Annotated in this window: 20 protein-coding genes, 1 tRNA gene and 2 pseudogenes; 8 read left to right on the top strand and 15 right to left on the bottom strand. The window is 40.7% G+C overall.

Translation table 11 applies throughout. From position 1 onward, the window contains the following. Nucleotides 1-539: 539 nt before the first annotated feature. From FJU10_RS10370 to dnaE, 8 genes are all read right to left on the bottom strand, one after another. Nucleotides 540-2,045: a HAMP domain-containing histidine kinase gene (locus tag FJU10_RS10370; RefSeq protein ID WP_034872519.1), complete on the bottom strand. Its 1,506-nt coding sequence runs from the start codon at nucleotides 2,043-2,045 to the stop codon at nucleotides 540-542. 14 nt (nucleotides 2,046-2,059) lie between these two features. Continuing rightward, nucleotides 2,060-2,746: a response regulator transcription factor gene (locus FJU10_RS10375; protein WP_005229193.1), complete on the bottom strand. Its 687-nt coding sequence runs from the start codon at nucleotides 2,744-2,746 to the stop codon at nucleotides 2,060-2,062. A 139-nt stretch (nucleotides 2,747-2,885) separates the two neighbouring features. Further along, on the bottom strand, nucleotides 2,886-4,307 hold the full coding sequence (gene gndA / locus FJU10_RS10380) for an NADP-dependent phosphogluconate dehydrogenase (protein WP_140965851.1): 1,422 nt from the start codon (nucleotides 4,305-4,307) through the stop codon (nucleotides 2,886-2,888). A 183-nt stretch (nucleotides 4,308-4,490) separates the two neighbouring features. Further along, nucleotides 4,491-4,670, bottom strand: coding sequence for a 50S ribosomal protein L32 (gene rpmF / locus FJU10_RS10385; RefSeq protein WP_005229191.1), 180 nt, complete (start codon nucleotides 4,668-4,670; stop codon nucleotides 4,491-4,493). Nucleotides 4,671-4,726: 56 nt separating this feature from the next. Then, nucleotides 4,727-5,287, bottom strand: a complete 561-nt coding sequence (locus FJU10_RS10390; RefSeq protein WP_010749661.1) for a YceD family protein — start codon at nucleotides 5,285-5,287, stop codon at nucleotides 4,727-4,729. Between the two features lie 195 nt (nucleotides 5,288-5,482). Next, nucleotides 5,483-7,267: a pyruvate kinase gene (pyk, locus tag FJU10_RS10395; RefSeq protein WP_077454197.1), complete on the bottom strand. Its 1,785-nt coding sequence runs from the start codon at nucleotides 7,265-7,267 to the stop codon at nucleotides 5,483-5,485. 82 nt (nucleotides 7,268-7,349) lie between these two features. Next, nucleotides 7,350-8,312 (bottom strand): 6-phosphofructokinase, encoded by a 963-nt coding sequence (gene pfkA / locus FJU10_RS10400; RefSeq protein ID WP_005229169.1) that lies wholly within the window; start codon nucleotides 8,310-8,312, stop codon nucleotides 7,350-7,352. Nucleotides 8,313-8,473: 161 nt separating this feature from the next. Continuing rightward, nucleotides 8,474-11,785 (bottom strand): DNA polymerase III subunit alpha, encoded by a 3,312-nt coding sequence (dnaE, locus tag FJU10_RS10405; protein WP_140965852.1) that lies wholly within the window; start codon nucleotides 11,783-11,785, stop codon nucleotides 8,474-8,476. A gap of 147 nt (nucleotides 11,786-11,932) precedes the next feature. On the opposite strand from dnaE, the gene FJU10_RS10410 reads away from it, so the two are divergent. Beyond that, complete coding sequence (locus FJU10_RS10410) at nucleotides 11,933-12,115, top strand: YjzD family protein (RefSeq protein WP_008377814.1); 183 nt, start codon at nucleotides 11,933-11,935, stop codon at nucleotides 12,113-12,115. A gap of 47 nt (nucleotides 12,116-12,162) precedes the next feature. Here the strand turns inward: FJU10_RS10410 and FJU10_RS10415 are convergent, their stop codons facing one another. Beyond that, nucleotides 12,163-13,368 carry a multidrug efflux MFS transporter gene (locus tag FJU10_RS10415; RefSeq protein WP_005231893.1) on the bottom strand — a complete coding sequence of 402 codons (1,206 nt, stop codon included), beginning with the start codon at nucleotides 13,366-13,368 and terminating at the stop codon, nucleotides 12,163-12,165. A 101-nt stretch (nucleotides 13,369-13,469) separates the two neighbouring features. Next, nucleotides 13,470-14,910 (bottom strand): annotated as a pseudogene (locus tag FJU10_RS10420) (NCS2 family permease). A gap of 261 nt (nucleotides 14,911-15,171) precedes the next feature. Between FJU10_RS10420 and FJU10_RS10425 the strand changes: the two are divergent. Beyond that, nucleotides 15,172-15,975: a Cof-type HAD-IIB family hydrolase gene (locus tag FJU10_RS10425; RefSeq protein WP_140965853.1), complete on the top strand. Its 804-nt coding sequence runs from the start codon at nucleotides 15,172-15,174 to the stop codon at nucleotides 15,973-15,975. Nucleotides 15,976-16,027: 52 nt separating this feature from the next. Here the strand turns inward: FJU10_RS10425 and asnB are convergent. Then, a pseudogene (gene asnB, locus FJU10_RS10430) lies at nucleotides 16,028-17,922 on the bottom strand (asparagine synthase (glutamine-hydrolyzing)). A gap of 464 nt (nucleotides 17,923-18,386) precedes the next feature. Between asnB and FJU10_RS19060 the strand changes: the two are divergent. Next, nucleotides 18,387-18,536 (top strand): hypothetical protein, encoded by a 150-nt coding sequence (locus FJU10_RS19060; protein WP_189372291.1) that lies wholly within the window; start codon nucleotides 18,387-18,389, stop codon nucleotides 18,534-18,536. Between the two features lie 59 nt (nucleotides 18,537-18,595). Here the strand turns inward: FJU10_RS19060 and FJU10_RS10435 are convergent, their stop codons facing one another. Further along, nucleotides 18,596-18,784: a hypothetical protein gene (locus FJU10_RS10435; RefSeq protein ID WP_077454200.1), complete on the bottom strand. Its 189-nt coding sequence runs from the start codon at nucleotides 18,782-18,784 to the stop codon at nucleotides 18,596-18,598. Nucleotides 18,785-19,012: 228 nt separating this feature from the next. On the opposite strand from FJU10_RS10435, the gene FJU10_RS10440 reads away from it, so the two are divergent. Further along, the gene (locus FJU10_RS10440) at nucleotides 19,013-19,672 is read left to right on the top strand and encodes an Ltp family lipoprotein (RefSeq protein WP_140965854.1); all 660 of its coding nucleotides are present in this window, start codon (nucleotides 19,013-19,015) and stop codon (nucleotides 19,670-19,672) included. Nucleotides 19,673-19,875: 203 nt separating this feature from the next. Here FJU10_RS10440 and FJU10_RS10445 read toward each other — a convergent pair. Both FJU10_RS10445 and FJU10_RS10450 read right to left on the bottom strand, forming a co-directional pair. Beyond that, nucleotides 19,876-19,963 (bottom strand) — tRNA-Ser (locus FJU10_RS10445). A gap of 84 nt (nucleotides 19,964-20,047) precedes the next feature. After that, nucleotides 20,048-20,614: a TetR/AcrR family transcriptional regulator gene (locus tag FJU10_RS10450; RefSeq protein WP_005237185.1), complete on the bottom strand. Its 567-nt coding sequence runs from the start codon at nucleotides 20,612-20,614 to the stop codon at nucleotides 20,048-20,050. 278 nt (nucleotides 20,615-20,892) lie between these two features. On the opposite strand from FJU10_RS10450, the gene FJU10_RS10455 reads away from it, so the two are divergent. From FJU10_RS10455 to FJU10_RS10470, 4 genes are all read left to right on the top strand, one after another. Then, nucleotides 20,893-21,651, top strand: coding sequence for a threonine/serine exporter family protein (locus FJU10_RS10455; RefSeq protein WP_077454202.1), 759 nt, complete (start codon nucleotides 20,893-20,895; stop codon nucleotides 21,649-21,651). Next, the gene (locus FJU10_RS10460) at nucleotides 21,648-22,118 is read left to right on the top strand and encodes a threonine/serine exporter family protein (RefSeq protein ID WP_077454203.1); all 471 of its coding nucleotides are present in this window, start codon (nucleotides 21,648-21,650) and stop codon (nucleotides 22,116-22,118) included. Before FJU10_RS10455 ends, FJU10_RS10460 begins: the two co-directional genes overlap by 4 nt. A gap of 188 nt (nucleotides 22,119-22,306) precedes the next feature. Continuing rightward, nucleotides 22,307-22,906: a TVP38/TMEM64 family protein gene (locus FJU10_RS10465; RefSeq protein WP_077454204.1), complete on the top strand. Its 600-nt coding sequence runs from the start codon at nucleotides 22,307-22,309 to the stop codon at nucleotides 22,904-22,906. Between the two features lie 171 nt (nucleotides 22,907-23,077). Then, entirely contained in the window at nucleotides 23,078-24,880 is a 1,803-nt protein-coding gene (locus tag FJU10_RS10470) for a glycerophosphoryl diester phosphodiesterase membrane domain-containing protein (RefSeq protein ID WP_077454205.1), read from the top strand. Between the two features lie 61 nt (nucleotides 24,881-24,941). Here the strand turns inward: FJU10_RS10470 and FJU10_RS10475 are convergent, their stop codons facing one another. Next, nucleotides 24,942-25,151 (bottom strand): hypothetical protein, encoded by a 210-nt coding sequence (locus FJU10_RS10475; RefSeq protein WP_140965855.1) that lies wholly within the window; start codon nucleotides 25,149-25,151, stop codon nucleotides 24,942-24,944. Nucleotides 25,152-25,349: the final 198 nt, after the last annotated feature.

A 25,349-nucleotide genomic window follows, 5' to 3' on the forward strand; every position in this document is an offset into this window, starting at 1 on the left:
AATAAATTGAAACGTCCTACACATTGGTTCGTTTGCTTGCTTTGTTCAGTTTTCAAAGGTCTACCGTGCTGTGTTAGCAACTTTTATATCATATCAGAGCGACGTTTGATTGTCAACTCTTTTTCAAAAGTTTTTTTCAAGAAGTTGTTATTTAACTTCTTTCTTAACCTCAGCGACTTTTTTATATTACCATCTCAAACGTTATATGTCAAACACTTTTTTGAAAAGTTTTTTTGATTTATCAGGTTTTTCAGAGATGATATTTTTTCGACTTTGTTATAATAACACTTGTAAATTGTTTCGTCAACAACTATTTTAAAAATAGATCAATCAGTGATTGTTACAAATATCTTAACAAGGACAAGTAATAATATAGCAATTCTTAAAGGAAAAATCAACTAAAAAAATAGGCTTTTTGACAACTATTTTTATAAGCGAATTATTCATTACCAAACGTTTCGAACGTTCGTTTATAAGCAGTGTTTCGCCACTAAATCTATCATTTAAGAATAAAAAAAAAGAGAACTTAAGCTTTTTGCTCAACGTTCTCTTTTCGTCCGATCTTCCGTTTGAAGGATCGGTATATAAATCCGAAAGATTGTTCCTTGGCCAATGACACTCTCCGCCGTGATTTTTCCTTTATAGCTTTCTAATAGTTGTTTTGCTATAGATAACCCCAAACCATTGCCACCTTTGGTTCTAGCACGGGCTTTATCTACTCGATAGAAACGATTAAAGATCTTATCGAGGTCTTCTTTGGAGATGCCTTCCCCGAAATCTTGGATGGCAATTTCAAAAGATTGACGATCCAATGAAATGGATAGATGAACTTCTTTTCGATCAGTGGAATATTTTACTGCGTTATCCAAGACAATAATTATGATCTGTTCAAAATGATTGCGATAGATTTTCAGCTTCAACTCATGATACAAATCATCATCCAATGTAAAGACAAAATCCGGATACAGTATTTTAAAGTTATTGAACACTTGATAGACAACTTCTTTTGCATTAGTTGTTTCATTTGCATAATGAACATCCACTTGTTCCGCTCTTGAGAGATCCAACATTTCCTGTACGAGCGTCTTCATTCGACTGATCTCTTGCATACTGGCTGCGAGGGACTCATCCAAGATCTCTGGATCGTCTTTTCCCCAACGCTGCAACAAATTCATATGTCCTTCAATGATTGCTACAGGTGTTCGCAATTCATGAGAAACATCTTCAACAAATCGCTCTTGCTGCTCAATGTACAGGCGCATGCGATCTAACATTTCATTGAATATATCTGCTAAATCAGATAACTCATCGTTGGTATTCAATTCTGGCATATGCACGGTTGACTGCGGGTTTTTCCGGACGGTTTCCATCGTATCCCGTAGTACCTTTAACGGCTGAAGGAAATACGCTGATAAAAAGAACCCAAGCACACTGCTGAGAATCAGAGAGACAACTTCTAAGATAATCAAAGTCAGCAGCAGTTTGCTGCGTATTTCATAAAAAGAAGTCAATTCATAAAATGTTTGAGCATAGCCAATCCGCTCTCTGGTGCCTTTTGAATAAATAGGTTGGATCGAAAGAAAGCCGGTGATGCCATCTAGTGTTACGATGGTTGGCGCTTTACGTTGTGTGTCGATCAAGGCTAAATCATTTTCATGGGTCTTAAACACAAGGTCCTCATTCAAATTATAAACAAACAGGCTCAATGGTGCTTGGCCTAATTCCGAAATAAAGGAGTCGATTTTCATTAAGTTGCCATCGATCGTTGAGGTTCGATCATAGATGCTCGTCGTCCCCGCATCATTTTTGGTTAAATTACGATACGTTCGAACGAGCGTTAATTCTTGGTCCGAATTGGCTAGACGGGAAGCAACTTCTGACATTGTCCGCTCAACATTGTTTTCTTCTTTAGCAACAATCAAATTTACGGAGGTCTTATAGGTGATCACCGCAAAGATCGTAAATACGACAAATATAAAGAAAGAACTTGCGAAGGCCCACTTTACAGTTAAAGAAGGCCCCTTCAGTTCTTTTAATTTTTTCATTCTTTTTTTAAGGTTCACGACCGCATCACATATCCTGTACCACGAACGGTTTGGATGTAGCTTTCCTCCCCTGGTACATCAATTTTATTACGTAAATAGCGGATGTAAACATCGACAACGTTGGTTTCCACTTCTGTCTCATAGCCCCAGACTTTGTTTAATAAAACATCTCTGGCTAAAACGACATTGACGTTTTCCATTAAAGTCAACAACAGCTCGTATTCGCGTTTCGTTAGTTCAATGACATCTGTTCCACGACGTACGACACGATTTTCTTTTTCAATCGTTAGATCGCGGTAAGTGATCGTAGTTTGTTTTGCGACGTTTTTGTCCCCTTCGATATCGATACGGCGAAGCAACGCACGTAAGCGTGCCAGCAATTCTTCAATTGCAAAAGGCTTCACAATATAATCATCAGCACCATGATCCAAACCTGATACTCGATCAATCACGGAATCTCTTGCGGTCATCATGATGATCGGGGTGTTTTTCGATTGACGCACGCGGCGGCAAACTTCTAACCCATTTAACTCAGGAAGCATTAGATCCAATAAGATCGCATCCCATTCATTATTCAGTGCCGCATCCAGTCCCGTCCGTCCGTTGTAATGAACTTCCGTATTGTACCCTTCATGCTTCAATTCTAATTCCACAAATCGAGCTAAGTTCTTTTCATCTTCAATGATTAGAATATTACTCATTATTGATAGCCCCTTTATTGATTATTCTGCCTTTAAATTAGACATTATCTGTCTTATTTTATCATGTATCTAAAAAATAAAAAAGAGATTGACCGAAAGTTCTCACTTTCGGCCTTTCTCTTTTGGATTCTCTTAAAGCTTACGCTTCGTCATACCATGAATAATGGAAAATTCCCTCTTTATCTGTCCGTTCATACGTATGCGCTCCGAAGTAATCCCGTTGTGCTTGGATCAAGTTCGCTGGCAAACGATCAGAACGATAAGAATCGAAGTACGCGATCGCCGATGAGAACGTCGGCACAGGTACACCTGCTTGGACAGCTAGTGCAACTACTTCACGTACAGAAGATTGATAACGTTTCGTAATATCTTTGAAGTAGTCATCTAATAGTAAGTTTTCAATGTCGGCATTCTTGTCATAAGCATCCGTGATTTTTTGTAAAAATTGCGCACGGATGATACAGCCTGCACGCCAAATTTTGGCAATTTCACCAAAAGGAAGATCCCAATCATACTCTTTTGATGCAGTACGTAATTGCGCGAATCCTTGTGCATAGCTCATGATCTTACTGAAGTATAAGGCTTCGCGGATCTTATTGATAAACTCTTCTTTGTTTCCTTCAAAAGCAACTGCTTCTGATTTTGGTAAGACTTTGCTGGCATTGACCCGTTCTTCTTTGTAAGCCGAAATATAACGGGCAAAAACAGATTCAGTGATCAATGGTAGTGGTACGCCTAAGTCTAAGGCACTTTGGCTTGTCCATTTCCCAGTTCCTTTATTACCAGCAGCATCTAAAATCACATCAACAATTGGTTTGCCTGTTCCTTGATCGTCTTTACGGGTCAAAATATCTGCTGTGATCTCAATTAGGTAGCTGTCTAATTCACCTTTGTTCCATTCAGCAAAAATATCAGCCATTTCATCAACAGATAGACCTAAAATGTTTTGCATTAAGTCATAAGACTCAGCAATCAGCTGCATGTCCCCATATTCGATCCCGTTGTGAACCATTTTTACGTAATGGCCTGCACCGTTTGGTCCAATATAAGTCACACAAGGTGTTCCATCTTCAGCTTTTGCAGAAATTTGCTCCAGGATTGGTGCAACCAATTCATACGCTTCTTTTTGTCCTCCTGGCATGATTGAAGGACCTTTCAAGGCGCCCTCTTCCCCACCAGATACACCTGTACCGATAAAGTTGATTCCTGAGTTTGCCAACTCTTCGTTACGACGAACCGTATCTTTAAAGAAGGTATTTCCGCCATCGATCAAAATATCGCCTTTGTCTAGATGAGGCAATAATTCTTGGATCGTTGCATCTGTCGCAAATCCAGCTTTTACCATTAATAAAATACGACGTGGTTTTTCAATAGATTGAACAAATTCTTCTATCGTATAGGTTGCTTTAAAATTTTTATCTGGATGTTCTTTTACTACTTCTTCTGTCTTTGAACCAGTACGGTTAAATAAGGCAACTGAATAACCGCGGCTTTCGATGTTCAACGCTAAGTTTTTGCCCATAACAGCCATACCGACAACGCCGATTTGTTGTTTTGTCATCTTTCATCCTCCTAAGATTCAATTATCTTTTTCATTATAGCGCAAATGTACCTGCTTTTGAACTATTCTCTTTCGCTGGACAAAAATATTTCTGAAAAGTTCCATATTCGTCAAAAAAACAAAAAAACCTCAGGCTCCATGGTTAGCCTAAGGTTTTAGAATCCTCTTTCTGAAAAAAAGGAATTATGCTTCTTTTGTTGCTACGTCTTTGCCATCGTAATGACCACAGTTTGAGCAGACATGGTGGCTTTTTTTCATTTCACCACAGTTTGCACATTCGTTCAAACCGTTGATTGTCAATTTGTAATGTGTACGACGTTTTGCTTTCTTCGCTTTCGAAGTTTTTCTAGCTGGTACTGCCATTTTGCTACACCTCCTTGTTAATGAACGCAACCTTGAGGCTGCAATTTATTCCAATCCTACGCGTTATCGTCATCTGATTCATTGAATAATTCGGATAATTTTGCAAGACGAGGATCAACTTGTTGAGCTTGCGCTTCTTTTTGATTTGCAAAGTCTTCTTCTGACAAAACAGCCCAATCGTTGCCAGATGGCATTGCTGAACCTTGCTTTTCTTCTTCTGTCAGGACTTGCAATGGAATCGCAAGTAATAGGTTATCAGCGACTGATTCATCTAAACTGATGGTTTGACCTTCAATGATCAAAACCTCTTCTTCGACGATCGTTTCATCGCGACGCTGAAATTGCTCTGGTGTCATGAATTGTTCGTCCACTGAAAAATCAAAGGGAATCGCTACAGGTGTCAAAGAACGAGTAGATGGCAATGTCATCGTCGTTTCTACTTGATAGTGCAGCAAGTATCCTTGCTTATCAACACTCATCAGCCCTTTTACTTTAACAGGAGACAAATCAATGATCTGTCCATCGCGTTTTATCAGTTGACTCTTTAAGTCAAGTGTTTCTTCAAACATCAGCGGTGTCTCTTGGTATTTTTTTAATTCCAATAAAGACCATTTCATTTTTATCACCCCTAAGCAACAAAAGCAATTATACAGGGCTTCTGAGGCTTTGTCAATGAAATTTTCTTGACACCTTTTTCATTTTTGATTGTGTCATTTTACTGCCCTTTCTTAAGGGATTTCGACTCTCTCAAAAAAACAACAGGAAGCGCACAACGTGCACTTGCCTGTTGCTTAATCAATCGTTAAAAATCATTAGATCGCTGTTGTTTCTCCACGATAAACGATACCGCGACGAGAATCAAGAGTAACCAATTCGCCATCTTTGATGGTAGTTGTTGCGTCTTTGGCACCAACGATGACTGGTAGATCTTTCGCGATTCCGACAACTGCTGCATGAGAAGTCAAGCCGCCATCTTCAACAACTAATGCTGCTGCTTTTTCGATTGCTGGCATATATTCTTTATCTGTTGTTGGTACAACTAAAATCATGCCATCTTTTGCTTTCGCAATTGCTTCTTCAGCACTGTGAGCGATCACGGCATTGGCAACAACTGATTTTTCACCAATCCCTTGCGCTTCAAGCAATTTTGAACCGATCAATTGGATCTTCATTACGTTGGTTGTTCCGCGTTCACCAACAGGAACACCGGCTGTAATCAAGATTAGATCGCCTTCTTTAGCAAAGCCTAAATCAACTGCTTGTTTTGCTGCTAATTCGAACATTTCATCGGTTGTTGATGGTTTATCAGCAACCGTTGGATAGACACCCCAGTTAAGCATCAAGCCACGTTTTGTCCGTTCGTCAAATGTGACAGCTAAAATGTCAGCATCTGGACGATATTTAGAGATCATTTTCGCAGTGTAACCAGATTCAGTTGCTGCAACGATTGTTTTAACCCCTAGGTTTTTCGCCGCACGTGCAACAGATAAACCGATTGTTTCTGTTACATCTGTTTTATCGAATTGGTTGATTTGGAATGTGCTGTTTTCTGATAAAGCTTTTTCAGCTTCAACGTCGATACGTGCCATTGTCGCTACTGCTTCTACAGGGTAGTCACCGTTTGCTGACTCACCAGAAAGCATTGTTGCATCAGTACCGTCAAAGACAGCATTGGCAACGTCAGAAGCTTCCGCACGAGTTGGACGTGGGTTTTGTTGCATTGATTCTAACATTTGTGTTGCTGTGATAACTGATTTACCAGCAGCGTTACATTTTTTGATGATGCTCTTTTGAACCATTGGTACTTCTTCAGCAGGGATCTCAACACCCATGTCACCACGAGCAACCATGATACCATCAGAAACTTTGATGATTTCATCGATATTGTCGATACCTTCTTGTGATTCGATTTTAGAGAAGATTTGCACATGAGTCATGTCTTTTTCTTCTAAAATTTCACGAATTTCTAAAACGTCTTGCGCTTTACGTACAAATGAAGCGGCAATGAAGTCGATATCGTTATCAAGACCAAAACGGATATCTTCTGCATCTTTTTCAGTAATACCAGGTAAGCTGATTGATACGCCAGGAGCATTGACCCCTTTACGTGATCCTAACATTCCAGCATTTTTAACAACAACCACTAATTCACGAGTTGCTTCGTCTTTTTCTTTGATTTCCATGTCGATCAAGCCATCATCAAACAAGATGTGTCCGCCCACATGAACATCTTCAAATAAACCAGGATAAGTTACAGCAATTTTTTCTTTTGTTCCTTTGTGTTCTGGATCCATTGAAATGCGTGTTTCATCGCCAACGTTGAATTGGATGTATCCAGCACGACCAAAGTCTGCTTCTGTCGTATTTTGTACAGTTGTACGGATTTCAGCACCTTTTGTATCTAAAAGGATACCGACATCTTTACCAGTTTTCTTTACGGCTTCACGAACCATTGTCATACGCGCTAATTGTTCTTCATGATCTCCATGAGAGAAGTTAAAGCGGAAGACATTCGCACCGGCTTCAATCAGTTGAGAAATAATTTCCACACTGTTACTTGCTGGTCCTAATGTACTTACGATCTTTGTTTTTTTCATTACTAAACGCTCCTATTCATTTATTTAAAATAGCTAATAAGCTTTTTTTACAAAATTACTGTTGCGTTGCTTAAAAATCTCTTTAGAATGAGATTTCTTTGTTCAAGTTATACAAGCTAAGATCTGGTTTGTGACGATTGTTTTCAAGGGTATCGATGATATCAGAAGCAATCATTTCATTGTTTTCGATACCGATACATAGACCGCCTTTGCCTTGTTGCAATAATTCAACAGCATATGAACCAAATTTACTTGCTAACACACGGTCACGAGCGCTTGGTGAACCACCACGGACAACGTGTCCTAGAATTGATACACGGGTATGGAAATCGCCGTATTCAGAAAGTTTGTCAGCAAAATCATTTCCGCCCATCACACCTTCGGCTAAAACGATCAAGCAATGTTTTTTCCCGCGGTCGCGTCCTTCACGGATACGATCAGCAACAACTTGCATGTCAAAATCATGTTCTGGAATGATGATTTCATCCGCACCACCGGCCACACCTGACCATAAAGCGATATCGCCAGCACCGCGACCCATTACTTCGATCACAAAGGTGCGGACATGTGATGTCGCTGTATCACGGATACGGTCAATCGATTCCAAGACAGTATTAATTGCTGTATCAAAACCAATCGTGAAATCTGTTCCTGGAATGTCATTATCGATCGTTCCTGGAATCCCGATTGCTGGGAAACCGTGGCGAGTAAGTGCCATCGCACCATGGTAAGAACCATCTCCACCGATCACGACTAGCCCTTCAATGCCAAATTTCTTTAATTGTTCGATTCCTTTTAATTGTCCTTCTTGTGTCGCAAATTCTGGATAACGTGCTGAATATAAGAATGTTCCACCACGTTGAATTTTGTCACCAACATCAGCAACATCTAAGCGACGAATGTCGCCTGCGACTAGTCCGGCATAGCCATAGTTGATTCCGTATACTTCAAGTCCGTCAAAAATACCCTTTCTGACAACTGCGCGAATCGCTGCGTTCATTCCTGGTGCATCGCCGCCACTGGTTAGAATTCCAATGCGTTTCATTATTCTTTCACCTCATCAAAAGATTTTGTTTAGGGAAGCCCCTGTTTGCTAGTTTTCAAGTAATAACCACGAGACATATTCTACCATTATTCCATGAAAATGTCTTGAAATAGTGGGAAAAAGTTGAAAAAAGTGTAAGTTGAATTGCCGTTTTCGGAAAATTACTTGAAAATTACATTTCCATTTCCTAATAATGTCTTCAGTTGTGTGACAAAGTCTGGCTCATCCGTTACCCAGTTTTCATCTGCTAACAACACTTTCTTGCCACTGCTTTCATAGAACATCACCACTGGAATATTTCCGTGATGCTGCTTCATTTCCTTCGACAATGCTTGCAGGTGCGACGTTTCAGCTGCAGCAGAAATCTTTAAGTAGCAAGTTTGTGACGCAATTTTGTTCTGAACGTTTTCTGCTAAGTCTATTTTATCAGCAATGAGTTGGATTTCACCATTGTAACGACTTACCTCGACCTTTCCTTCAATATAGAGAACAGCATTTTCTTCGATCAAGGAACGCACTTGTCGATAAACGATGGGAAAAATCGTTACTGAAACTTCCTTGCTGGCATCCGTTCCTTCGACAAACGCCATTTGTTCGCCTTTTTTTGTACGAATCTCCCGAATCTTGCGGACATACAAAAGAATACGCACTCGTTCGTTTGGAACCAGATCAGCAATATCCGTGATTTGTTTTAATTGGTGCAATTTTTGAAACTGTTCCACGGGATGGCCAGACAAATAAACACCTAAATATTCTTCTTCCAAAGCCAGTTTTTCTTCCAGTTTGTAATCGGCAACGGCTTCTTCTTTTAATGCCATAGTTTCTAAGAGATCCAAACTGCCGCCACTATAAGTAATATTTTGGATCTTTCCTTCTAGCTGGATCAGTGCTTGTTTTCGATTGGGGGCAATCACATCGAAAACGCCAATGCTCAAAAGCGGCAATAAATAATCCAATTTTAACCATTTGCTGTTCCGCTGATTCAAGCGAAGCAAAAATTGATCCATAGACGTGAAATTGCCATGCTCTTTTCGTTCTGCCAAAATGTCTTGGATCATGTCGCGCCGAATCCCTTTGATACTGCTGAACCCAAAACGGATTTGTTTCTCGTTTTGCAGTTGAAAACTAAACCCACTGGTATTGATCGATGGTGGCAGCACTTCTACGCCGTAACGTGCGGCTTCATTTAAGTATTCTTTCATTTTGCTGGCAGTGTTGCGTACCGAATGCAGGATCGAAGCAAAAAATGGTGCTGGATAGTGCACTTTCAGGTACGCCATTTGAAAGCCGATAAAGGAATAGGCAAACGCATGGGATCGATTAAACCCATAGTTGGCGAAGCGTTCAATATAGTTATAGACCAAATTAGCGGTCTTTTCGTCATAATGATTGGCCAAGGCACCTTGCACAAAATGACGACGTTCCTCATCCAAGACGTCTTTTTTCTTTTTACTAATTGCTCGCCGCAAAATATCTGCTTGTCCTAAGCTGAAACCAGCCATTTTGGAAGCTACTTGCATGATCTGCTCTTGGTAGACAATGATTCCGTAAGTGTTTTGCAAAATCGGAATCAAGCTGTCATCCGGATAAGAGACCCGCTCTTGTCCTTTTTTCCGCTTAATAAAGGTATCGATATTTTGCATCGGTCCTGGACGATACAAGGCATTGACTGCGGCAATATCCTCGATACTTTCTGGTCCTAACTTACGCAGCACATTGCGTATTCCCGCTGATTCAAATTGGAAGATCCCTGCGGTCTCGCCTTTTTGAAACAAACGCAATGTTGCTGGATCATCAAGAGGAATCTCTTTTTGGGTTACGATTTGTTGGCTGATTCGTTTGATACCTTTCAAGGTATTATCAATGATCGACAAGTTTCTCAAGCCTAAAAAATCCATCTTCAATAGGCCGATGGCTTCTACGTCATTCATGGTAAATTGGGTCAGCCAGATCCCATCGCTGCCTTCTTGCAAGGGAACCAGATCAAGCAAATTCTTGTCACTGATCACCACACCAGCGGCATGAGTCGATACGTGACGTGGCAAGCCTTCTAAAATTTTGGCGACTTGAAACATTACTTGGTTGCGCTCATTAAACGACACCAATTCTCGCAGCTGATTGGATTGTTCATAAGCAAGATCTAAGGTCATTTTCAAGGCATTGGGGATGGCTTTTGACCAGCGATTGGCTTCACTTTGCGAAAGACCAAAGACACGAGAAACATCTCGCAGAACCATTTTGGCCGCCATGGTGCCAAACGTGGCGATCTGTGCCATATATTCTTGCCCGTATTTTTGGCGCACATATTGTAAAATCTCATCTCTGCGATTGTCAGGAATGTCTAAATCGATATCAGGCATCGTGTAACGTTCTGGATTCAAGAATCGTTCAAACAAAAGATCGTATTTGATTGGATCCACGTCGGTGATCGATAAAACATACGCCACCAGTGCTCCGGCAGCAGATCCCCGTCCAGCTCCGGTAACAATTTCTTGTTGGTGGGCAAAGTCCATGACGTCCCAAATAATCAAGAAGTAATCATCAAAGCCCATCTTATGGATGACAGACAACTCATAATCCAAACGCTGTTCGTACGCCGATGTAACGTGGGCAACACGTTGAGGCAGACGTTCAAAACAAATTTTCCGCAAATAGTCTGCAGCATTTTCTTCTGCTGGTAACGGGTAATGAGGCAATAGCCGCTGATGCAGTGGCAGCTCGACGGCGCATTCAGCTGCAATCCGCTGATTATTCATCAATGCCTGCGACGCTTCGCCAAATGCCGCAGTCAATTGGTCTGCCGGTTGTAAAAAAAACTGCGTAGTCGCTTGCTCTTTTGCCTGACGAAAGTCTTCAATTTGCGAGCCCTCTTTGATATGGGTCATCACTTTGACTGCAAAGGCTTCTTCTTGTGCTAAAGCCGCGATTGGTTGATACGCACATGGTGCAATGTTTTGCTCGTTAAACCAAGCGATCGTTTCTGAATCTAGCCCCTTGCTAGTAATGCCTAAAAACAAGCTCTCAGAATCAAATTTATGGCTGATTGCTTGCAGTACTTTTTGATTAGCTTCTAAATCATCGTGCTGAGACGGCAAAAAGCCTTCGCCTTCAGGCAGCAAACCAAAGAGATCCTGCAAAGAATCACAAGCAGCTAAATTCAACTGCTCGGTGATCATTTTTTCACTTGATAAACGCATCAAGGTTTGATAGCCCTTGAGGTTTTTTGCAAATACGTACAATGGAAAGGACATTGATTCCTCTCCGAAGGTACAGTCGAACAAAGCGCCAAAAATCGGCTTGATGCCCTGTGCTAGGCATTGTTGATAAAACTCGACCGCGCCATAGAGAACATTATGATCGGTCAGACCCAATGTCTGATAGCCCATCTTTTTGGCTTGCTCTATATAGTGAGGAATTTTGATCGTACTTTGCAGCAACGAATAGGCGCTTAAGGTGGTGAGCTGTGAATACATTGAAATCCCTCCAAAAATGAAAATTCTCTTTCTTTCTGCTAGTAAATAGATTTGAAAAACAAAATGAAAAAATGAAAATCTTTACAATAAATATTTTTGTGATAAACTAAAGTCGAAATGGAAGATACGCAGAAAAGAGGTGTCGTCATGCGTTACCTAGTCACTTTATTTTGGACTTTTGTATTAGGTCAAGTCGTTGGCTATCTAGGCAGCTCACTTGCTGGAGCAACTTATGATTTTCAATTAACTTCAATCATCTCTTTGGTCACAGGTGTGGTGATCATTCTTGTTGGTATTATCGCACCAGCGCCTGAAAAGACAAGCCATTAAAAAAAAACCAGTTACCTTTATTGTAACTGGTTTTTTTTTCTTTTCAACTATTCACTGATGTCCGTTTTGCGCAAGCTTTTACGGAAATTAAATCCTGAGATAAAAATATTGATCAGTACAAACCCACTAGTTACCCAAAAGACAGCGGGATAACCAAAACCAGCTGCTACCGTTGAGCCGACCATCGGACCTAACACTTGCCCAAAGTTAGAGAACATTTGGTTGTAGCTGTAGATGCGGCTGACCCCTTCCATCGGGGTGATCTTGCTGATCAGTGTATTGATGGACGGCATCAAGGCACCGGTAGAAAAACCAAGCAAGAAGCGCAACACGCCTAATTGAAACGGAGTAGAAACAAAGCCCATCGGAATGAAACAGAAAAATGATAGCAATAAACCGCCTAACAATACCTTGTGATTGCCGTAACGATCACCGATTTTGCCTAAAAATGGCGAAGAGATGATTGCCGAAACACCAGCAACAGAGACGATCAATCCGCTGACAAACAAAATATTGCCACTGTTCCCGCTTAGATCACGAATATACAATGTAAGGATCGGGCTGATACTCGTTACACCTAGCTGTAAAATCAGTGACGTAATAAACAAACCGACAAGCAACTGCATATTTTTGATTTGACCAAAAATTTCTTTGATGGACAGCAAATCGCCCTTTTCAACCGGCTCAAAATCTTCTTGAACGAGAAAAATCGTAAGCAAGAGCGTAATTAGCAGCACAACACCAGTAATGATAAAAACATTTTTCATGCCAAACCATTGCGCCAACGCCCCACCCATGGAAGGACCAATCAAATTCCCTGCGATGGCTCCTGTAGCCAATGTCCCAAGCGCCCAACCGCTTTTTTCTCGAGGCGCCTGCGAAGCGATCAACGCAGTCGCATTTGGAATATACCCCGATAAAATTCCGGTAAAGAAACGCATGATCAATAACCAATAGACATTCGGTACAAAAGCCAAAGAACCCATCGTCACTGTCATCCCCGCAGCCGCGCGAATCATCATTAAACGACGACCTTTTTGATCTGCTAGATTTCCCCATACTGGAGCAATGATAGCCGCCGCAAACGCCGTTACTGAGATTGCTAATCCAGAAAACAACTCAATTTGACTCTCTGGAGCGCCTAACTCTTCTATATATAAGGGAATGAATGGCATGACAAGACTAAAACTGGCACCCGTAAAAAAACAACCTACCCATGAAATCAGTAGATTTCGTTTCCAATCAATCTTCATTTACAAACCTTCTTTCACAAATACTATACCGTATCGTGAGTAATAATCAAATAAAAAAATCTTTCTGCAGGTAACATACAGAAAGATTTTCTTCATTAAACTTAACTGATCAAAGCCAAAATGACAAAGTTTAGGATAAACAACGCATTGACGACCCAGATGATCGGAGACACTTCGTTGGCTTTTCCTTTCACTACTTTCACTAATGCGTAGAAAATGAAACCAACAGCGATCCCGTTGGAAATACTGTAAGACAAACCCATAAAAATAGACGCGAAGAAAGCGGGAACTGCTTCTTCTAGATCGGTCCACTTGATGTCTGCAAACGAAGCCATCATCATTACCCCAACTAAGATCAACGCTGGTGCTGTCGCTTGTGCGGGAACGATTGAGATCAGTGGAGAAAAGATACTGCTGATCGCAAAGAGTGCTGCCACTACAACAGAAGTCAAGCCCGTGCGTCCACCAGCACCGATACCAGCTGCTGATTCCACATAAGTCGTTGTATTTGAGGTCCCTACGATGGCACCTACAGAAGTGGCTACGGCATCTGCAAAAAGGGCTTTATCCATCTTCGTGTTCAACCCGTTACTGTTTTCAACCGCTTCTTCATCTTTTTTCGAAAAGATCCCTGTACGACGTCCAGTCCCGATAAAGGTACCGATCGTATCAAAGACATCTGATAAGCTAAACGCTAAAATCGTCATGATTACTTGAGGGATTTTGGCAGAATCACTGAATAGTGAGCCCATTCCTTCAGAGCCAAACGCAGCGCCAAAGGTGATGCCTAGTTCGCTGATCGAGCTACCTAATGAATTTCCGTGCCAATCAATGGCACTTAAATCCACCACACCCATCAAAATACCGATGATCGTCGTTCCTAAAAATACCAAAAATAATTGCCCCACGAACATTTTTCACTACTAACAAAGTAGTGATTACTAAACCAATCACTGCTAACAAAACAGGTGCATTATTGAAATTCGCCAAAGCTGGGACGATCCCCCCATTAAAATTGGCACTCACGATCGTCTCACCGTCAACAACTGAACCAGTCACTGCGGCAGTGTCTGCACTGAAGTTTAGCAAGTTGGCATTTTTGATCCCTACATAAGCCACAAAGATCCCGATCCCGCCACCGATTGCGTGCTGCATGCTTTCTGGAATCGCATGGATGATCATTTTTCTGATTCGAGTGACCGTGATAAAAATGTTGATCAAGCCGCAGATGAAAACCATCGCTAATGCTTGCTGCCACGAATAGCCCAAACCAAAAACAACGGTAAAGGTGAAGAATGCATTAAGTCCCATTCCAGGCGCTTGCGCATAAGGCACATTTGCAAATAAGCCCATGATCAGGGTACCAATCACTGAAGCGATGATCGTTGCTAAGAAAACAGCTTGAAACGGCATGCCTGCAGCAGATAAAATCGTCGGATTCACAAACAAAATATAACTCATCGCGAAGAAGGTGGTGACCCCGGCCATTACTTCTGTTGAAACCGTCGTTTTATTCTCCTTTAATTTGAAAAACTTTTCCATGTTATGTTTCACTCCTGAACTTTAATCGTTTCTATGAAAAGAAAAAATGAATAATTACGCTTTTCATCGAACAATTACAAATTATAAGGGAATAATTTTCGCTTTTCAAACCTTTTTCCGAATAAAACGAACCAAAAATGTTTAATGTTCGTGTTTTACTTTGTAAATATTATGAAAACTTATCGAAAACTTACTTGTATTGTGAAATGACAGAAATATGTTACACTTAAGCCACTAGTATAAGAGAATGGAGCGAGTCTTTTGAAACCAAAAATCATCGCCATTGATTTAGATGGCACAACCTTAAATACTGAATCCCAACTTTCCCCTCGCACACGTGAGGTACTGGTTCGCGCCACCAAAGCGGGACACTTTGTTACCATCGCTACCGGAAGACCTTTTCGGATGAGCGATCAATTCTATAAAGAATTGGCGCTCACAACACCAATGGTCAATTTTAACGGTGGGTTGGTCCATAAACCTCGACAAGTATGGGCAAATGAAATGGAGCATTCGATCTCTCGAGAAATTGCGTTTGAGCTCATGGCACAAAAAGAGCAGCTGGGGCTGACGTTTGTGGCAGCAGAAAATCGCGAAACCTTTTTCATCGATGACCTAAGCGGATTTGATCAACACTTTTTCTTTTCGGGCAATGCTTCCGAAAAAAATCTATTAGCAAATTTAAAAACGGATCCCACTTCATTACTGGTGAAAACCGAAAATGAATTAGCAGAATCTGTTTCTTTACGTATCAAGGATCAATTTGACGATGCAGTCGATGTTCGAACATGGGGCGGACCTCAAGCCATCTTAGAGATCGTACCAAAAGGAGTCCATAAAGCACTTGGTCTTTCGGTGATCGCGGATTCTTTGTCTTTGGATCGGCAAGATATCATCGCTTTTGGTGATGAACACAACGATTTGGAGATGCTGGATTATGCGGGTTGGGGCGTTGCCATGGCGAATGGCACGCAGCAATTAAAATCAATCGCCAATGATGTTACCGACAAAACCAATGTGGAAGATGGCATGGTCGATTACTTGGAAAAATATTTAGGTCTATAAAAAAAGCCGATGCGGGATATCCGCATCAGCTTTTTTTGCTTCCATATTCAAATCAAAGTGTTTCATAAACGATTTCTTTGGCTTCGGGAATCGATTCATCAATAAAGAATACTTTGTACCAGGTCAAGAACGTAAAGATCGTCCAGATTTTTCGTTGAAGATTCGGTTTTCCTTGGCGATGGTCTTCTAGCATTTGCAAAATCGCTGTTTGATCGAAGAAGGTTGCCGCAAAGTCTGACTCAAAAAGTGCTTTGACTGCTTCATACCCGGTTCCTTCTTTCAGCCATGCCTTGATAGGTACAGGAAAGCCTAGTTTTTCACGGTTTGCCCATTCTTTTGGCAAATGACGGTTTGACGCTTGTCGGAACACATCTTTCGTGTTGTTTTGATTGATCAAATATTTCGTCGGGATTGTTTGCGCCAACTTTTGCATCTCGATATCCAATAAAGGAACCCGTAATTCCAAGGAACTCGCCATGGACATTTTGTCTGCTTTTAACAAGATATCCTTCGGCATCCACTGATGAAGATCCAAATATTGCATCTTATTGACCTCGTCTTTGAGACCATTGACTTTCTCATAATGAGGCGCAACGATTTCAGCAACAGAGGGTCCTTTTTGATACGTTGGTTTTAAAAGCTGTAGTGCTTCCTCTTCTTCAAAGACCAGGGCTTGCCCGATAAAGAAGTCTTGGGCAGGTGCCGTTGCTTCATAAAGATGAATTCGACCATGGAAGTTTTTCATTTTGCCGATTTGACGCCCTAAACGAAAGCGGATGTTTTGCGGCAATTTTTTCAACCCTTGGGCAAAACGCGGACCGCTTTAGAGTTTGTGTGGAAGCCATAGGCAGCATAACCAGCAAATAATTCATCTGCCCCTTCCCCAGATTGAACGACCCGCACTTGTTGTGCTGCCAGATTGGCTAAAAAGTACAAAGGGACACAGCTTGGGTTAGAATCTGGTTCGTCCAAGTGATACTGAATCAACGGGAATGCCTCAAAGGACATTTCACCATCAATAACTGCTGCTGTGTTGTTCAAACCGAGTTTTTCCGTCAATTTGCGGGCTTCGATCGCTTCGTTGTAGGTTTTGTCATCAAACCCAATTGAAAATGAGTGATCTGGGCGCAAGACCGAGGCCACATAACTTGAATCGACACCACTGGATAAAAATGAGCCGACTTCAACATCACTGATTTGATGAGCGGCAATCGATTCTTGGACTGCTTGATCGATTTTGTCGACCCATTCTTCTCTTGAATGATTTTCTTTCACTGAAAAATCTGCATCCCAGTACTGCTTGATCGTCAATCCCTGTTCATTAAACAGATAATAATGCCCTTCTTGCAAACGATGAACGCCTTTAAAGAAGGTTTCTCCGTTCAAAGGCGAGTATTGGAACGTCAAATAAGGTTTCAACGCCTCTTGGTTTAATTCTTTCTTGAAATCTGGATGAGGCAAAAAGCTCTTAATTTCAGAACCAAACATAAAACTGCCATTCATTTGCGCATAGTAATACGGTTTGATGCCAAAGTGATCCCGCGCGCCGAAAAGCTCTTGTTTTTGAGTATCCCAGATGGCAAACGCAAACATTCCCCGCAGGCGCTGCAACACATCAATGCCCCACTCTTCATAGCCATGTAAGACTACTTCGGTATCCGCATGGGTAGAAAAGACATGACCTGCTTGGATCAATTCCTCCCGCAATACTTGAAAGTTGTAAATTTCACCATTAAAAATGATTACTTTTGTTTGATCCTCATTAAAAATTGGTTGTGAGCCACCTTCTAAGTCGATGATCGATAAACGACGAAACCCTAATGCCACTCGGTCGTCGGTAAATTTCCCTGAACTGTTTGGTCCGCGATGAACGATCCGGTCCATCATGCGTTCAATAATGATTTCTTTTTGATCTTTTGAATTGACAAAGCCGACAATTCCGCACATATTTTCACATCCGTTTTCATAATCCATTTTCATTTTTCTAAAGTAAATCATACCATAGAATTCAAGAGATACGATCTCTTTTTCAAAAAAATACAATCAATATATTTTTGCACAAAACACAATTTGAAGATAAACCTTATGATATCAAGGTTTCCAATCATCTCATACTCTCAATCTTACAAATTTGTTATCTAAGAAAATAGCTATCCTCAAAATTCTTAAGAAATTTTTTATGAATTCTATTTTTCTGAAATATACAAAGATACTTTTCCCGAATTTACTGACTCTAGCAAACTTCTTTTGCTTCCATTCTCAGCATTGATTTCCTGAAAATAATCAGTCAGATTTTTTCGTTTGATAGTTTTATTGGACTATTGTGAAAAAAAGTGTTATTCTAACTATGGAATTTCGTTATCAACTAACCGTTGCCTTTCAATGACAAGTTTTAAGAAAGGAGAATGACTATGACATTCTATAACACAGATCTACAATATCGTGTAACTCTGGATACCAAATTGAATTTATTTATCGTTTTCGATAAAAAAGATGCGAATCATTTTGCGACTGGAATTACGATCGAGCAAGCTGTACAAGAATTGAAAAAAGCTGCATAAGGAGTTCATCCAAATGAAGGATACCGATTCGTATTGAAAGCACCTCGCTAAGGAAATAATTAGCTAGGTGCTTTCTTGTTTTTTGGCTCGCTCTTATCTTTTTCAGTATCCGTTTCTTGCTTTTGACCGCTTTGCTGTTCATCTAGCTGTAAGATTTCATCAACAGATCCTTGCGTAATAAATTTGCTCAATCCCTGTGCCGCAACTTTTGTGTAACGCATAAAGTAATCTTTTTCTTCAAAATCCATCTTCTTCCCTCCTACTGATACAACTGTGCTTTTATTAAGTTTACCATCTATTTCACTAGTCATTCTTGAGCGTCATTCCTTTAATACTTATGAATGATCCATTAATAGCATACACGTTACATTTGTCAAATCATCCTTTTCCTCTATTCATAAAAGACAAATCTGTTTTCTGGTACAGAACATAGTACTATTGTCTTTTCAGGAGACTTTTATTTAGGAGGAATTTTTATGGCTACCTTTTTCGCCATTTTGTTTTTCATTGGATTGTTCTGTTTCGTTTTTGGCATTGTCTTATTTTATATTGGGCTTGTAAAACAAAATGCAAAACGAGATCGAAACGTTTTGATCATTGTCGCTTCCGCTTTTATTGCCTTGTTTTCTTATGGTGGCTTGTCCTTCTACCAAGATGTGACATCTTTCGATAGCATCACTGCGCAATTAAGCCTTTCTTTACGTAACGAATCAAGGCAAAGCGAATCCTTTGGCGATGCCGCTGCTTCCATGGAACAACCACAAGGAGAACAAAAAGCTGGCAACAACGAAGCAAGTAGCGCACAACAAGAAGAACCCGCAAACAACGAGCAACATACACCTCAACTTTCTCGTGAAGAAAGAAATGCACTGAATCGTGCAGAAAGATACTTATCCAGCAATGCGTTTTCTCAGTCGAGCTTGAAACGCCAACTACTCTATGAAGATTTTTCTGAGAGCGCAGCAGACTTTGCCGTAGCCACTGTGGATGCCGATTGGAATGAGCAAGCATTGAAAAAAGCAATTCGCTACTCGCAAAATTTATCCTTATCAGATGAGCGTGTGGCGAACCAACTTTCCTATGAAGGCTTTACTTCTGAACAAATTGAATACGCCTTAACACGTTTGCCCGATTGATTCTTTTCGTTTGTTGTAGAGGACCACAAGCAAAAAGGGGTTCAGCGAATTAGTGTATTTCTGTTGATTTCCCGATTGAGTGTAAACTGAGGTTTTTTCAGATGGTTATCGATCAAGCTCGGCAGTCAATTATCTTCTCTGCCCATAACAAACAAAAAAGCCTATCTCGAAAGATAGGCTAGACGCTCTAAAGCGTTGGTATAAGGAGAGTACAGGATTTGAACCTGCGCGCCGGGATGAACCGGGTCGGCGGATTTCGAGTCCGCTGCATTACCACTCTGCCAACTCTCCATAACAGTTATTTTCGCTAGTTTCACAAAAAATGTCAAGAAAAATCTGCATCCAAAATAGAAATGGATACAGATTTTTTATTCTTTAATCGAAAATATAGTTTTCTTTCTTTTCGATTACGCCTTCGATCGTCTCGTTGATGATTTTGATGATTTGGTCATCGGTGGGTGTGATAATACCCGCCGACATTAAGGAAGCCAAACCAGTCACAACGATCCATGCGCCATTATGTAGTGCATTTATCGCATCTTCGGATAGATCTGCATATTTTTCTTCTGATTTGATCAAGGATTTGAAATAGGTGGATGAAAAATCATGCATCAATTTCCCACCGCCATAATCATCGATAAAAAGGGCGATGTAGAGATTGTGCTGCTCTTGCGCGAAGCGTATATAATTCAGGCCTAAATCAACGAGTTTGTCTCCTGTTCGAACAACTGGAAAAACATTTTCCGATAAATCTTTGAAAACAGCCTCTACCAAAGTATTTTTTAAGTCCTGCATATTTTCGAACTCAAGATAAATTGGTTGAGTAGAAATTCCCATGTGCTTAGCGATATTCCGTGCCGTAAAGTTGCCAAAACCTTCTCTATTGATCAGTTCATAAGCGGCCTTCAAAATGTGTTCTCTTGTATAGACCTTCCTTCGCATCAATAAATCCCCCTTTTTTTATTTATTTAATTGTAACCGAGTTATTCATTTTTTTAAAATAAAACACTCCATCCGTTATCTTATTTCTATTCACTTTGCTCATTAAACATGAATCTTTACGAATAAAGAGAAGTGCCTCTCCTTTCACTTATCACAAAAAATCCTGCGTATAGGTTGCTAGTTATTTTTCAAATCTACTTTTCTTTCTTGTTGAAAACTCGCTGAAATTGTACACTAAGATTGTAGTGCGCAAATTCGATTGAAAAAGGGGTTTGGAAATGGCTGAATCAAAAGAGCTATTATTGGAGACCTGCTTATTAGCAGGAAAAATCATGATGGAAAACGGCTCGGAAGTCTATCGAGTAGAAGATACAATGAATCGAATTGCAGCCAACGCTGGGGAGCAAGGTAGTATTAGTTATGTAACAGCAACTGGTCTTTTTATGGGTTTGCGCAGCAGTCACTATGCGCAAGTAGAAAATGTCCATGATCGAGTCATCAATCTCGAAAAAATCGTTGCCGTTAACGGACTCTCTCGTGCTTATGCAGAAAAGAAAATTTCTTTAGCGGAACTGCACGAGGCATTAAAAAAGGTCAATCCGACAACACCAAGTTTCCCCTACTGGCTGCAGGTCCTTAGTGCTGGTGTAGTCAGCAGTACCTTAATGATTATTTTTGGCGGTGCTTGGTTTGACTTTCTACCGACCTTCATTATTGGCTGTCTGGGATTTTTATGCGCGTATTGGGTCAAGAAAGTGATCGATATCCGCTTTTTGGATATGTTTTGCGCCTCTTTACTAATCGGTACTTTGTCTGTCTTAGCGGTCTCCCTTCATGTCGCACAAAACGTCGATAATTTGATTATCGGTGCCGTCATGCCCTTAGTTCCTGGTGTAGCGATCACCAATTCCTTTCGCGATATCTTGGCGGGTCATCTCATCAGCGGAACCGCCCGAGGTACTGAAGCCATTTTCACAGCTGCCGCGATCGGTGTCGGCATCGCTACGGTCTTCACCTTATTTGGAGGGATCTCATGACGATTTTTATTCACCTTTCCTTCAGCTTTTTAAGCACCGTGACCTTTGGCATTTTGACTAATATTCCTAAAAGAGCTTTGGTTGCCACAGGCATTGCCGGAACCGTTGGCTGGATGATCTATTGGTCATTAAAAACGATTGGCTATGGTTTAGGTAGCGCCAACTTTTTAGCCGCATTTGCTGTCGGTTGCGTCAGCATCTTTTTTTCCCGCAGAAAAAAAATGCCTATGATCATTTTTAACATTCCTAGTCTCGTTCCCCTCGTACCGGGTGGACCTGCCTATAAAGCCGTTCGAGAATTTGCTTTAGGAGACAACTTTGTCGGCTTTGAAAATCTGATGATCGTGGTTATCACTGCTGGGGCGATCGCCGGAGGCTTCATGATGACGAGTGTGGTTGAAAAGATCGTCAATCGTTGGCAAGTGAAGCGCACAAAAAAACGTCACCCAGATAAAAAAGCCTCCTAAAACTAATAGCGTGCCGAAACTATAAATTTTTCTTATTTCAGACTTTGGTACAATGTTTTCTTTGCGGACTTCTCTTATAATAAAGGCATACCTTACAAAACTGTTTGACGTTTGTCATTTGTTTTACTGGATTTTTCTGGTCTCACCCCGTATAGTGAGATTATGAAACAAAAAGGAGATGAAGTCCTGTGAGCATAGCAACTTCTCGTCGTATCATTAATACGATTTCTATTATTGGCTTAGGTTTATCTATCGCATTAACGATCTATTTTATCAATCTAGGTGTTTTCAAAGACATTAATGCCTTACGAGGTCTAGTTGGAAATTCTGTTATCTTAGGACCAATCGTCTTTATCCTATTGCAGATCTTGCAAGTCGTGATCCCAATCATTCCCGGTGGTGTCTCCAGCGCTGCAGGTGTTTTGATTTTCGGTCCTTACCTAGGATTCGTTTATAACTATGTAGGAATCAGTATTGGTTCTGTCATTATTTTCCTGCTTGGCCGACGATACGGTAAACCATTCATTTTAAGTATGATCAGTGACAAAACTTACGATAAATACATTGGCTGGTTAGATAACCAAAGCCGATTTGAAAAACTTTTCGCCCTTGCGATCTTTCTACCGGTTGCCCCAGATGATGCCCTTTGTCTTATGGCTGGATTGACCAACATGTCCGTTAAGAAGTTTACGTTGATTATTTTATTAGCAAAACCTGCCTCAATTTTCTTGTACAGTATGGCATTGATTTATGGTGGGACATTCTTAACTGGTTTGTTAGGCGGATAAGAATTAGAGTAAGAAAAGCGATCAATTTATTGAGCCGAAGGTGAAGGAGCTACGTTTGAGACAGGATCTATGCCTGTGACGAACTTGCTGCTAAACTGTTCGGCTTTTTTTACCGCCTTTACCTTTATTACCCAGAGAACTAAAATACTTACTATTGTTAGGATGACAACCATGAATTATTTAAAAAACAGCTTCATCAACACTTGGGATTTTTTGAAAGACAGCAACGCCTACTTCCGTGATGTCTTATTGATGCACGGTGCCTTGTTGTTCTTAGTAATTCCCATATTAACTTCTTCCACCAAATTCGTTCTAAGACGGGGAGGCTTACCTTACCTTTCATTCGACAATATCGGGAGTATTTTTACAGATCATCCTGTCGTATTGCTTTCACTAACAGTGATTTTGCTTTTGATCTTATTAGCCGTCTTTTTTGAGTTTACATTCTTGTTGCTGAGTGTTTATTTTATCAAAAAGAAACAACCCATCAGCCTGCGCCAATTGTTACGGATGACTGTTTTGCAGTTGCGAAAATTACGGCCGATGACCTTTTTATTTTTCCTCTTTTACTTCTTACTGATTCTACCCATCGGTGGGTTGAGCTTTAATTCGGATTTACTCGCAAAAATCAAAATCCCTGCCTTTATCATGGATTTCATTTTTGCCAACCGTGTCGTAATCATCGGAGCAGTGCTCTTGATCTATGTCTTGTTGATCTATTTAGGAATTCGCGTGATTTTTGCCTTGCCAGAAATGATTTTGCGTGATTTGCCTTTTCGAAAAGCGATCAAAGAAAGCCTTCAAGTGACTAAACGCCGCTTTTTTGCTATCGTTGGTCAGTTTGTTTTTATTAGTGGTAGCATCTTATTGATCACGACACTTAGCTTTACTTTGCTGATCACGATTCAAGCAGTAATCGAAGCTGTTGCACCGAATTATGCCTTGTATAGTGCTGTTTTTATTATGACTTTCTTACAGTTTATTTTGTTACTGAATGTCATTTTATCGACCGTAGCTATTTTTTATATCATCGTTGATTTCATGGATGACGAAGGTTTTTTACCAGAGATTCCTTCCTGGTTCCACCAAGAACCATTGAACCAGCGTCATTTCTTAGGTCTAAAAAGTTCCTTGTTTACCTTGGTGACGGTGCTTTTCGGTGTCGGTGTTAGTCTATATAATATGAACTATCTGACTTCAGCTGCTTCGATTCATCCGGTAACGATCTCCCATCGAGGGGTAAGCGACGGACAAGGGGTCCAAAATTCTCTTGAAGCACTACGCTTTACTAGTGAGAAGTATCACCCGGATTATGTTGAAATGGACGTCCAGCAAACAAGTGATGGTCATTTTATTGTCTATCATGATTTTTCTTACCGCCAACTAACCGGCGGCAAAGGAAAACCAGAACAATTACCCTTGAGCTATGCCGAATCACTGACAGTTTCGGAAAACAACCAGACAGCCCGTATTCCAACTTTTGACGAGTACTTGGCGCTTGCCAACCAATTGGATCAAAAACTGCTGGTGGAGATCAAAACTCAGCAAAAAGATACTGCGCAGCTCGTAGATGACTTCTTAGAACGATACCAAGAGGATTTAGTTGCAAATGGGCATATTATGCAAAGCCTCTCCTATACAGTTGTTGAAGAATTAAAGGATAAAGCACCTGAATTGACGTCAGGATACATCATGCCCTTCAATGTCGTTGGCCCACCACTGACTAGTGCCGATTTTCTGACAATGGAATACAGTACGATCAACCGCAACTTCATCGCTTCTGCTCGGACTGACGGCAAGGAAGTGTTCGTTTGGACCCCCAACGATGCGGATACCATCAGCCGGATGCGTTTTTACGGTGTGGACGGGATCATTACCGACCAAATGGGGATTTTAAATGAAGAGTTGAGTGTGACGGAAGAAGACATGACTTATTCAGACAAACTATTGAACTTTGTGATTGGTGTTGGCTGATCTCACACGAAGAAAAATGCTGCTCACGGTAATCCGTGGAGCAGCATTTTTTACTCTTTTGTTAAGCAACATTGGTTTGTGTAAAAATTTTATTGAAGCTGACGATCATCCGACGATTACAAGCTTCTACTTGTACTTGATCTTCTTCTTCACAACTTGAAACGACGATCAACGCCGTATGTACGTATAGTTTTTCCACCACACCGATCACAGGCTTACTCGCCCCTACTGGTCGGCAGACATATTTTTCACCAATCGTAATATTCTCCATATCCTCACCTCAACCGTTTTCTTTCTTAAAGATATAATAACAAAAAAGCATCAAAATGAAAACGGTTTATTTTCGTTCATCACGCATTTGTCACCAAGAAATGACAGTTTCGTTCGTTGAAACCCACTGCTTTGTTCGTGCCACTGAATAGAATTCATTTTATACTAAAGAAAATCAAAAGGAGATGAGTCAAATGCC

This window comes from Enterococcus sp. OL5, from assembly GCF_006491895.1.
GTDB lineage: Bacteria > Bacillota > Bacilli > Lactobacillales > Enterococcaceae > Enterococcus_D > Enterococcus_D innesii.